Source organism: Ideonella sp. P3_A4 (assembly GCF_056403075.1).
In genome coordinates this window covers 1-10,556 of the sequence record NZ_JBFUGE010000279.1, presented here as the reverse complement: position 1 = coordinate 10,556, position 10,556 = coordinate 1, and the positions used below count along the sequence as shown (strand labels likewise).

Annotated in this window: 10 protein-coding genes and 1 pseudogene; 8 read left to right on the top strand and 3 right to left on the bottom strand. The window is 66.6% G+C overall.

The window, feature by feature from the left end; genetic code table 11:
• The first annotated feature begins 46 nt into the window (after positions 1 to 46).
• Positions 47 to 2,056, top strand: a complete 2,010-nt coding sequence (locus tag AC1DYI_RS21175) for an acyl CoA:acetate/3-ketoacid CoA transferase (protein WP_477206109.1) — start codon at positions 47 to 49, stop codon at positions 2,054 to 2,056.
• A gap of 45 nt (positions 2,057 to 2,101) precedes the next feature.
• Here the strand turns inward: AC1DYI_RS21175 and AC1DYI_RS21170 are convergent, their stop codons facing one another.
• Positions 2,102 to 4,102 (bottom strand): S9 family peptidase, encoded by a 2,001-nt coding sequence (locus AC1DYI_RS21170; protein WP_477206107.1) that lies wholly within the window; start codon positions 4,100 to 4,102, stop codon positions 2,102 to 2,104.
• Positions 4,103 to 4,240: 138 nt separating this feature from the next.
• On the opposite strand from AC1DYI_RS21170, the gene AC1DYI_RS21165 reads away from it, so the two are divergent.
• From AC1DYI_RS21165 to AC1DYI_RS21145, 5 genes and pseudogenes are all read left to right on the top strand, one after another.
• Positions 4,241 to 5,266, top strand: coding sequence for an ABC transporter substrate-binding protein (locus AC1DYI_RS21165; RefSeq protein ID WP_477206106.1), 1,026 nt, complete (start codon positions 4,241 to 4,243; stop codon positions 5,264 to 5,266).
• The gene (locus AC1DYI_RS21160; RefSeq protein ID WP_477206105.1) at positions 5,266 to 5,856 is read left to right on the top strand and encodes an SCO family protein; all 591 of its coding nucleotides are present in this window, start codon (positions 5,266 to 5,268) and stop codon (positions 5,854 to 5,856) included. The genes AC1DYI_RS21165 and AC1DYI_RS21160 overlap by 1 nt, the downstream gene beginning before the upstream one ends.
• The gene (locus tag AC1DYI_RS21155) at positions 5,853 to 6,284 is read left to right on the top strand and encodes a cupredoxin domain-containing protein (RefSeq protein ID WP_477206104.1); all 432 of its coding nucleotides are present in this window, start codon (positions 5,853 to 5,855) and stop codon (positions 6,282 to 6,284) included. Before AC1DYI_RS21160 ends, AC1DYI_RS21155 begins: the two co-directional genes overlap by 4 nt.
• Before the next feature lie 33 nt (positions 6,285 to 6,317).
• Positions 6,318 to 7,109 carry an ABC transporter permease gene (locus tag AC1DYI_RS21150; RefSeq protein ID WP_477206103.1) on the top strand — a complete coding sequence of 264 codons (792 nt, stop codon included), beginning with the start codon at positions 6,318 to 6,320 and terminating at the stop codon, positions 7,107 to 7,109.
• Positions 7,099 to 7,593: pseudogene (locus AC1DYI_RS21145) on the top strand (ABC transporter ATP-binding protein); the annotation flags it as partial. The gene AC1DYI_RS21150 and the pseudogene AC1DYI_RS21145, both read left to right, overlap by 11 nt.
• A 150-nt stretch (positions 7,594 to 7,743) precedes the next feature.
• On the opposite strand, the gene AC1DYI_RS21140 reads toward AC1DYI_RS21145, so the two are convergent.
• Positions 7,744 to 8,424 (bottom strand): GNAT family N-acetyltransferase, encoded by a 681-nt coding sequence (locus AC1DYI_RS21140; protein ID WP_477206108.1) that lies wholly within the window; start codon positions 8,422 to 8,424, stop codon positions 7,744 to 7,746.
• A 4-nt stretch (positions 8,425 to 8,428) separates the two neighbouring features.
• Positions 8,429 to 9,271 (bottom strand): AAA family ATPase, encoded by an 843-nt coding sequence (locus tag AC1DYI_RS21135; RefSeq protein ID WP_477206102.1) that lies wholly within the window; start codon positions 9,269 to 9,271, stop codon positions 8,429 to 8,431.
• Positions 9,272 to 9,353: 82 nt separating this feature from the next.
• On the opposite strand from AC1DYI_RS21135, the gene AC1DYI_RS21130 reads away from it, so the two are divergent.
• Positions 9,354 to 10,022 carry a c-type cytochrome gene (locus AC1DYI_RS21130; RefSeq protein WP_477206101.1) on the top strand — a complete coding sequence of 223 codons (669 nt, stop codon included), beginning with the start codon at positions 9,354 to 9,356 and terminating at the stop codon, positions 10,020 to 10,022.
• A gap of 165 nt (positions 10,023 to 10,187) precedes the next feature.
• On the top strand, positions 10,188 to 10,556 hold a 369-nt coding region (locus AC1DYI_RS21125), incomplete at its 3' end, for a DUF3391 domain-containing protein (RefSeq protein ID WP_477206100.1).

Sequence of the window (10,556 nt, the reverse complement as noted above, 5' to 3'; positions counted from 1 at the left end):
GGACTGCCCAGTAGCACGCCGTGTGGAGGACAGTTCAGTGAACGCGTTGACCACGCCGGGCACGGCCAGACCGCCGGTGGTGCCTGCGATCCAGTTGCGCGGCCACGGCAAAGTGGTGTCGGCGCGCGAAGCCGTGCGGCTGATCCGCGATGGCGATACCGTCGCCACCGGTGGTTTCGTCGGCATCGGCTTTGCCGAGCAGGTGGCCATCGCGCTGGAGGACCTGTTCCTGGCCCGCGAGGATGAACTGCCTAACGTCGGAAAGCCGCGCAATCTGACACTGGTCTATGCCGCCGGCCAGGGCGACGGCAAGCAACGCGGGCTGAACCGTCTGGCCCACGCCGGGCTGGTCAAGCGCGTGATCGGCGGCCACTGGGGGCTGGTGCCCAAGCTGCAGCAGCTGGCGGTGGGCAACCAGATCGAGGCCTACAACCTGCCGCAAGGCGTCATCACGCACCTGTTCCGCGACATCGCGGCCGGCAAGCCCGGCCACCTGAGCCGCGTCGGCCTGGGCACCTTCGTCGACCCGCGTTTCGGCGGCGGCAAGCTCAACGAGCGCACGACCGGCGACCTGGTCGAGCTGATGACGATAGGCGGCCAGGAGTACCTGTTCTACAAGGCCTTTCCGATCAACGTCGCGATCGTGCGCGGCACCACCGCCGACCCCGACGGCAACATCACGATGGAGCGCGAGGCGCTGACGCTGGAGGTGCTGTCGATCGCGATGGCTGCGCGCAACTCGGGTGGGCTGGTGATCGTGCAGGTCGAGCGCATCGCCGACCGCCAATCGCTGAATCCGCGGCAGGTCAAGATCCCCGGCATCCTGGTCGACTGCATCGTCGTCGCCGAAGCCGACAACCACCAGCAGACTTTCGCCACGGCCTACAGCGCGGCTTATGCCGGCGAGATGCGCGTGCCGGCCGGCTCGATCACGCCGATGGCCATGAATGCGCGCAAGGTCGTCGCACGCCGCGCGGCCATGGAGCTGCGGCCCAACAGCGTCGTGAACCTGGGCATCGGCATGCCCGAGGGCGTGGCCAGTGTCGCGAATGAAGAAAAGGTGTTGGACCTGTTGACGCTGACCGCCGAGCCCGGCGTGATCGGCGGCATTCCCGCCGGCGGGCTGAACTTCGGCGCGGCGGTCAATCCGCAGGCCGTCATCGACCAGCCCTACCAGTTCGATTTCTACGACGGCGGCGGGCTGGACATCGCCTTCCTCGGGCTGGCCCAGGCCGACCGGCAAGGCAATCTGAATGTCTCGAAATTCGGGCCGCGGCTGGCCGGCGCCGGCGGCTTCATCAACATCAGCCAGAACGCGAAGAAGGTGGTCTTTGTCGGCACCTTCTCAGCCGGCGAGCAGCAGCTGACGATCGCCGGCGGCGCGCTGCACATCGGGCTCGACGGCACGATGCCGAAGTTCGTCGACGAGGTGGAACACCGCACGTTCTCTGGCGCCTACGCGGTGCAGCGTGGGCAAACGGTGCTCTACATCACCGAGCGTTGCGTCTTCGAGCTGACGCGCGAAGGCATGCTGCTGACGGAGATCGCGCCGGGCATCGACTTGCAGCGCGACATCCTCGACCGCATGGCCTTCCAGCCGATCGTGCACGAGCTCCGGACCATGGACCCACGCCTGTTCCAAGACGAGCCGATGGGCTTGCGCGAGGACATGTTGCGCCTGCCCTTCGACGATCGCTTCAGCTACGACGAAGCGCAGAACATCCTGTTCCTGAACTTCGAGAAGTTCGAGGTCAAGACGGCGCAGACCATCGCMGCCATCCGGCAGAAAGTGCGCGACGTCTGCGAGCCGCTGGCGCACAAGGTCTATGTCATCGTCAACTRCGAAGGCTTCGAGCTGGCCCGCGATGTCGAGGACGACTATGCCGAGATGGTGCGCGACGTCGTCGAACGCTACTACCTCGGCGTCACGCGCTTCACCACCAGCTCGTTCATGCGCGCCAAGCTCGGCGAGGCGTTGGGCCGGCGCAAGCTCTCGCCGCACATCTACGAAACCGCCGGCGAGGCTGCTTCCGAGCTTCGCAGCCGCGCCGGTTGAACCGCAGCCCCGGTGTTGGCCATGCACCGGGGGGCTGAGAGTTGGTCAGGTCTTCTTCGGCCCCGGGTCGTGCGCGGCCAGCCAGCCGAAGAATTCTTCGTGCCAGAGCTTGGAGTTGCGCGGCTTCAGGATCCAGTGGTTCTCGTCCGGGAACCACAGCAGCCGCGCCTCGAMGCCGCGCGCCTTCAGCGTGTTGTAGTAGGCCAGGCCCTGCTGGTCGGGCACGCGGTAGTCGAGAGCACCGTGGATCACCAGCGTCGGTGTTTTCATCGCCGCGGCAAAGGCGTGCGGGCTTTGTGAGTTGACCTTGGCCAGGTCGTCCCAGTACCAGGCGCCGAGTTCCTTCGCATGCCATGAGTAGGCGTCGTCGGCGAACATCGCGGTCCAGTCGTAGCAACCGGCGTGGCAGATGTAGGCGGCGTAGCGGCCGGGTTTCACATGGCCGTTCATCCACGCGACCATGAAGCCGCCGTAGCTGCCGCCGCTGGCGAACACGCGCTTGCGGTCGGCCCAGGGCTGCTTCAGCACCCAGTCGGTCGCGGCTTCGATGTCCTGTTGCTCCAGCTCGCCCCAGCGGTGGGTGATGCTGTCCAGGAAGGCGTGGCCGAAGCTCGATGAGCCGTGGTAGTTCACATTGACCACCACATAGCCCAGCGAGGCGAAGAGCTTGTAGTTCCAGCGGTAGTGCCAGTGGTCGCCCGGCGCGGTGTGCGGCCCGCCATGGATGGTGTGCAGCACCGGGTATTTTTTCTTCTTGTCGAAGCCCGGCGGGTAGTACAGCCACACCTGCACCTTGTCGCCCAGCGCCCCGGTGACCCAGCGCTCTTCATGCGGCCCGAAGGCAAAGCCATTCAGCAGCGTGTCGTTGAAGTTCTCGATCCGGCGCGGCTCTTCGCCTGGCAGGTGGGCGGTCAGGCGGGCCGGGTGGTCAGCGGTGTCGCCCAGCGTCACCAGCGTGCCGGCGGCCTTGTCGAAGCTGGCCAGCGTGCCGCCCTCGACGATGACCTCGGCGCGGCGGTCGGCCAGGTCGAAGCGCCACAGGTGCGAACGGCCGCGTTGCTCGGCAATGAAAAGCAGCGCCTGGCCATCTTCTTCCCAGCGCAGCGGGGCGTTGACCTCGTGGTCCCACTCGGCGCTGACCACGTCCCAGCGGCCGCCGCTGCGCGGGCAGACCGCGAGCTGGCGCGGCATCGTGTGCTTGCGCTCCTGGTGCGAGGCGGTGAAGGCCACGCGGTCGCCGTCGGGGCTGTAGCTCGGGTGGCCGAAGTCCCACTCGGGGTCGCGGGCGATGTCGGTGAAGCGGCGGGTGCGCAAGTCCAGCTCGGTCAGCGCCATGCGGGCGTCGACAGGCTTGGTCGGCGACGGGTCTTGCGCAAAGACGATGCGCCGGCCGTCCGGTGAGATGTCGAAGGCGGTGGCGTCGGGGTCGGCGCGGCTCAGCTCGTAGGCCGTGCCTTCGAACAGGTCGGTGGTCTTGCCGGTGGCGAGGTCCAGCACCAGCAGGTGCGGCACACGGCCTTGCGGGATGAAGTGGTCCCAGTAGCGGTAGGTGGCTTCGCTGGTCGCGTAGCCGGTCTCCTTGCGTGCCTTGTAGGCCWTGTGCGCCTTGGCCTGGGCCGCGGCGCCGCGCAGCTCGGGCCGGACCCAGCTGATCAGCGCGACACGTTTGCCGTCGGGGAACCACTTGAACGCCTCGACGCCGGTGGCGACCTGGCCGACGCGGCGCGCCTCGCCGCCGTCGGGCGGAATCACGTAGAACTGCGGTTCCTCGTCCTTCTGGCCCTCTTGCTCACGCTTGGCAAGAAAGCCGATCAGGTCGGCGCGTGGCGAAAAGCGCGGCTGGGCATCTTTCTCGCCGGCGTGGGTCAGGGCCCGTGGCCGGCCACCCAGCGTGGACAGCAGCCAGAGCGACGTTTGGCCCTTGTTGTCGGCCATGTCGTAACGGGCGAGCGAGCAGACGGCTTGGGCGCCATCGGGGCTGAGGCTGGGGGCGCCGAGGCGTTCGACCTTCCACAGTGCATCGATGTTGAACTTCTTCTTGGCCATGCGGGCTCCGGGTGAGCGGGTTGTGACGGAATGGTCAACCGTGAGCCCGCCAGTATGACGCGGGGCCTGCGGGCGGGCCACGCTGAGCCGGCGAGGGAGAGAGAATGCACAATCCGCACCTGTGGTGAAAGCGCTGTCATGACCCGCGAACAGACCCCATCCTGCGAATCGAGCCTGGATATCGGCCGCCGACAGCTGTTGCGCGGCGCCGTGGCCGCCGCCGCTTTGCCGGCCTGGCCGGCGCTGGCAGGACCCAAGGTCCTGCAGGTGGGCGGCTTGCCGGTGACTTGCAACCTGACGCTGCCGGTGGCCTGCACCGCCCGTGCCGCCGGCGGCACGCCGGCCTTCGAGTACAGCAAGTACAACGGCTGGCCGGAGATCAAGGAATCGCTGATGACCGGCAACATCCAGGCGGCCTACATGCTGGCGCCGCTGGTGATGGACCTGTCCGACAAGAAGATCCCGGTCAAGATCGTCTCGCTCGGCCACCGCTCGGGCGCGGTCATCATGGTGCGCACCGATTCGCCGTACAAGAAGTTCAAGGACCTGACCGGCAAGCGCATCGCGATCCCGAGCCGCTTCGCGGTCGACTTCCTGTTCCTGCGCAAGATGCTGGCGCGCGAGGGCATGACGCCGAAAGACATCGTGATCGTCGAGATGCCGCCGCCTGACATGCCGGCGGCGCTCTATGCCAACGCGGTCGACGCCTATTGCACCGGCGAGCCCTTTGGCGCCGCGGCCCAACGCGCCGGCTACGCAACGCCGCTGCGCATGACGCGCGACGAGTGGCGCAACTACATCTGCTGCGTGCTGACTGTGCGTGAAGAGTTGATCCGCGACGACCGCGCGCTGGTGCAGGACCTGGTCAACCACGTGCTCGGCGCCGGCCAATGGCTGGACCAGCAGCAGGGCAACCGTGACAAGGCGGTGGCGATCGCCGCGGGTCGCAAGTTCTTCAACCAGGATCCGAACATCCTGCGTTTCGTGATGGAGAACCCGACCGACCGCGTGACCTACGGTGACCTGCGCATGATCCGCGCCGAGTTCGATGAGCTGATGCAGCTGTCAGTCGAAGCCGGCACGCTGAAGGCGCCCGTGGCCTACGAGAAGTACGTGGACGAGAGTTTTGCCAAGGTCGCCAAGGCGGCGCCGATCAGCTTGTGATGAAGCACGTCCTGTCCCGATACCTGCCAGGCCTGCTGCTGGCGCTGACGCTTTCCACCGCCGTGCACGCCGCCTCGGCACTGAAAGCCGGTGTGTTCGAGCCGGCGCAGGCTGCGCCCGAGTTTTCGCTGCGCGGCTCCGATGGGGCCGAGCTGAAGCTGGCGCGGTACCGCGGCAAGCTGGTGCTGCTGGTGTTCGGCTTCACCAACTGCCCCGAGGTCTGCCCGACGACGTTGGCCACTTTGGCCGAAGCCCGAAAGGCGCTGGGCGCCGACGCCGCGGCGGTGCAGGTCGTCTACGTGACGGTCGACCCGGAGCGCGACGACGTCACTCGCATTCGCCAGTACCTGGGCGCGTTCGACCCGGGCTTCGTCGGTGGCACCGGCAGCCCTGACGCTCTGGCGGCGGTGCGCAAGAGCTATGGCGTGGCGGCGGACAAGGTCGCCAAGCCGGGTGGCGGCTACGGCATGAGCCACTCCAGCTCGGTCTACCTGATCGACCGCGAAGGCCGGCTGCGCGCGATGATGCCGTACGGCCACGAGGCCAAGGACTTCGTCCACGACCTCAAGTTGCTGCTGGCCTCGAGGTGAGGGTCGGTCGCCTCTTTGCATGGGCCGCGGGCCTGCTGTTGCTGGCCCTGCTCGCCGGCCTGGGTTGGGCCGCGTTCGCGCCGATCACACTCGATTCACGCGATGAGCTGTTCGAGATCCCGAAGGGCACCTGGGCGCGCCGCATGGCCGGCGACAAGGTCGAGATCCTGCCCGACCGCATCGACCTGACGCTGGCATTGAACGACACGCTGCTGCTGCGCAACCAGGACGAGGTGCCTCAACAGTTCGGCCCGGTGCTGATCATGCCGGGGCAGAGTTTCCGGCTGCCGTTCGAGGTGGCGTCGACCTACAGCTTTGCCTGCACCGCGCATGCAAGCGGGCAGATGAGCGTGGTGGTCGCGCCAGAGCCGGCGCCGGGCTGGGAAACGCTGCAATGGCGATGGAAGCGCTGGACAGCGCGTGGATGACAAGATGAATCGGCGAACGAGAAGGAGCGCGGGTTGAGCGCAACTGCAAGCAACGAAGCTCGCCTGCGCGAGCGGCTGGGCAAGGTGTTGCCGCCGCTGGCGGTGCTGGCGGTGGTCATCGCCATCTGGTGGGCGGTGGTCGTGAAGACCGAGAGCGCGATCTTTCCGACGCCCTGGGCCGTGGTGACCGGCGCGCTGGAGCTGGTCGAAGACGGCACACTGTGGGAGCACATCGGCGCGTCGCTGTACCGGGTCGGCCTCGGTTTCGGGCTGGCAGTGCTGGTGGGCATCCCGCTCGGGTTGTGGATGGGTTGGGTCGGTGGCGCTTACCGCACCTTCAACCCGATCTTCCAGATGCTGCGGCCGATCTCGCCGATCGCGTGGATCCCACTCGCGATCCTGTGGTTCGGCGTGGGCGATTTGTCGCCGATCTTCCTGATCTTCATCTCGTCGGTGTTCCCGCTGATCGTGCAGACGACCTCCGGCGTGCACACCATCGACAGGCGCTACCTGCGCGCAGCCGCGAACTTCGGCGTCTCACGCTCGGTGCTGTTCCGCCAGGTCGTGATCCCGGCGGTGCTGCCCGAGATCATCGTCGGCATGCGCATCGGTATCGGTGTGGCGTGGCTGGTGGTGGTGGCGGCCGAGATGATCGCGCTGCGTTCGGGCCTGGGCTACCTGATCATGGACTCGCGCAATGCCGGCAACCGCTACGACCTGGTCATCGCCGCGATGATCATCATCGGCACGATCGGGCTGCTGCTGGATGGCATCACGCGCCTGCTGGAGAAACTGAAAACGGTGAAGTGGCGCTATGTCCGGTAAGAAGAACAAGGTTGTCGTCGACAGCGTGCACAAGGCCTTCGCGGGCGCCAAGGGCGCCACGCTGCCTGTGATCAGCGGCGTTGGTTTCACGGTGGCCGATGGTGAATTCGTCGCCATCGTCGGCCCGTCGGGCTGCGGCAAATCGACGCTCATGAACGTCATCGCCGGCTTTGAGCGGCCCGATACCGGGCGCGTGCTGATCGAYGGCACGCCGCTCGCCGGCCCGAGCCCCAAGGGCATCGTGATCTCACAGCACGGCTCGGTCTTCCCCTGGCTGACGGTGCAGCAGAACCTGATGTTCGGCCTCAACGGCGAAGACCATGGCGCCCAGCACAGCGAGCGAGCCGCGCTGGCCGACCACTACGCGGCGATGGTCGGGTTGAAGGGCTTCGAATCGGCCTACCCGCACGAGTTGTCGGGCGGCATGTTGAAGCGCGTCGAGCTGGCGCGTGCCTTCATCGTCAAGCCCGAGATCCTGTACCTCGACGAGCCGTTCTCGGCGCTCGACGCGTTGATGAACCTGCGCATGCGCAACGAGCTGCTGCGCATCCTCGAAGAAGAGCGCCACACGGTGCTGCTGATCACGCACGACGTCGAAGAGGCGATCTACATGGCCGACCGCGTGCTGGTGCTGTCACCGCGTCCGGCGACGATCCAGGCCAGATTCGAGGTCACCTTGCCCCACCCGCGGCGCCTGGGCAGCCCCGAGGCGCAGGTGCTGCGTGAGGCGATCCTGAAAGAGCTGGGCGCGGTGCGCGCGCACCTCAGGCCATTCACCCGCGGTCAGGCTGTACATCACCGTGTCGCGCACCGTGCCGTCGCGGCGCACGCCGTGGTGGCGCAGCACGCCATCTTTCTTCGCTCCCAGCCGCTCGATTGCGCGCTGCGAGGCGAAGTTGTAGTTGTCGGTCCGCCAGCCGACCAGCTTGGCGCCCAGCGTGTCGAATGCATGTTGCAACAACAGCAGCTTGGCGGTTGTGTTGACGGCGCTGCGCTGCACGCTCTTCGCGTACCAGGTCCAGCCGATCTCCAGCCGGTCAATCGCCGGCACGATGTCGTGGTAGCTGGAGCTGCCCAGCACACGGCCGGTGGCCGAATCCAGCACGGCGAACGGCATGCGGTGTCCCGCTTCGCGATGCTCCAACGCGGTGGCGATGTAGGTGCGCGTGTTCTGCGGTTCCGGCACCGACGTCACGCGGATGTTCCACAACTCGCCATCCGCCGCCGCGGCCTTCAGGCCTTCTTCGTGCTCGAAGCCCAGCGGTACCAGCCGAACCGGCGCACATTCCAAAGTGACAGGTTTAACGTTGATCATCGAGTCAGCGGTTGTTTCTTTGCATGAACACGAGCTTCTCGAACAACGTCACATCCTGCTCGTTCTTCAACAGCGCGCCCACCAGCGGTGGCAGCGTGACCTTGTCGTCCTGGCTGCGCAGCGCCTCGACCGGGATGTCCTCGGCCACCAGCAGCTTCAGCCAGTCCAGCAGTTCGGACGTCGACGGCTTCTTCTTCAGCCCCGGCAGGTTGCGCACGTCGTAGAAGCTCCTCAGCGCCGCGGCCAGCAGATCCTTCTTCAGGTTCGGGAAGTGCACGTCGACGATCTTGCCCATCGTCTCGGCGTCCGGGAACTTGATGTAGTGGAAGAAGCAGCGGCGCAGGAAGGCGTCCGGCAGCTCTTTCTCATTGTTCGAGGTGATGAAGACCAGCGGCCGGTGCTTGGCGCGCACTGTTTCGCGCGTCTCGTAGACGTGGAACTCCATCCGATCGAGCTCGCGCAGCAGGTCGTTCGGGAATTCGATGTCGGCCTTGTCGATCTCGTCGATCAGCAGCGCCACCGGCTGGTCCGCCGTGAAGGCCTGCCACAGCACACCCTTGACGATGTAGTTGTGGATGTCCTTGACGCGCTCGTCACCCAGCTGGCTGTCGCGCAGGCGACTGACGGCGTCGTACTCGTACAGGCCCTGGTGCGCCTTGGTGGTGCTCTTGATGTGCCATTCGAGCAGCGGCAGCCCCAGCGCCGAGGCGGCCTCCTYGGCCAGCATGGTCTTGCCGGTGCCCGGCTCGCCCTTGACCAGCAGCGGTCGCTTGAGCGTCATCGCGGCGTTGACGGCCAGCATCAGGTCCGGGGTGGCGACGTACTTGTCGGTGCCTTCGAATTTCATGGGAAAAGTGGCTGTTGCGCAGGGGAGGGTGGGGTGGGCCGGAAGAGTATAGGCGCGCCCCTATAATCCTTGATCCGCTCGAATGACCTCGACTCAGGCGATGAAGAACATCAAGGCAATTTCCCTCTTCGCGGCGCTTGTCGCCACCGCCACCCTGGCCCAGGCGCAAGTCACGGGCGACGCCAAGGCTGGCGAGAAGAAGAACGCCATGTGCATTGGCTGCCATGGGATCGAGGGTTACCAGGCCAGCTTCCCGCAGATCTACAAGGTGCCCAAGATCTCGGGCCAGAACGGCAAGTACATCGCCGCGGCGCTCGAGGGTTACCGCAAGGGTGACCGCATGCACCCGACGATGCGCGCCATCGCCGGCTCGCTCACCGACCAGGACATCGCTGACCTGTCGGCCTACTACGAGGCCCATGGCAAGGACGCCGCTGCCACAGCGCCGGCCCAGGCCGAGATCCCGGCCAGCCTGAAAGAACGCATGGCCGTCTGCGTGACCTGCCACGGCACCAACTTCAACAACACCACCGACCCGGCCAACCCGCGCCTGGCCGGCCAGTACGCCGACTACCTGACGGTGTCGTTGCGCGCCTACCGGACCGAAGGCAACCACATGGTGGGCCGCGCCAACGCGACGATGGGTTCGATGGCCAAGCCGCTGACGGAAGGCGAGATCGAGCAGATCGCCGGCTTCCTGTCGGGCCTGCCGGGCGAGCTGAAGACGGTTTCGCACGCCAAGTTCCGCTGATCGTTCTTGGTAATGCCCGATGTCGGGGCCCCTCAAGTCAAGCCGCTGTCCCAGCGGCTTTTCTTTTGCCCGACACCTTCAGTGCGCGGCCCAGTGGCCGATAGTCACAAGTGAGAGGATGGTGCGCGCGTAGTTGGCTGTTGCGTGCACGTGAAGCTATCGGCCATGCTCAAAAAGATCACCGTCGATCAGGTCCGCGTGGGCATGCACCTGCATGCGCTGGACGGCCCGTGGATGGACCACCCGTTCTGGAAGACCAGCTTCGTGATCCGGGATCCGGCCGACCTGGCCAAGCTGCGGAGCAGCGGCCTGGCGGGGGTGTGGATCGACGTCAGCAAGGGCCTGGACGTGGTGCCCGAGAACGCGGCCGACCCGGCCCAGCCACCGCCACCCGCGCAACGCCCCGAGGCACTGCCGGCACAAGTGGCCGCACGCCCCGCCGTCGCGCCGGCCTTGCCGCCGGCCCCGAGCCGCACAGTGCAGGAAGAGCTGAAGCAGGCGGCCGCGTTGTGCCGCGAGGCGCACGTGCAGGTC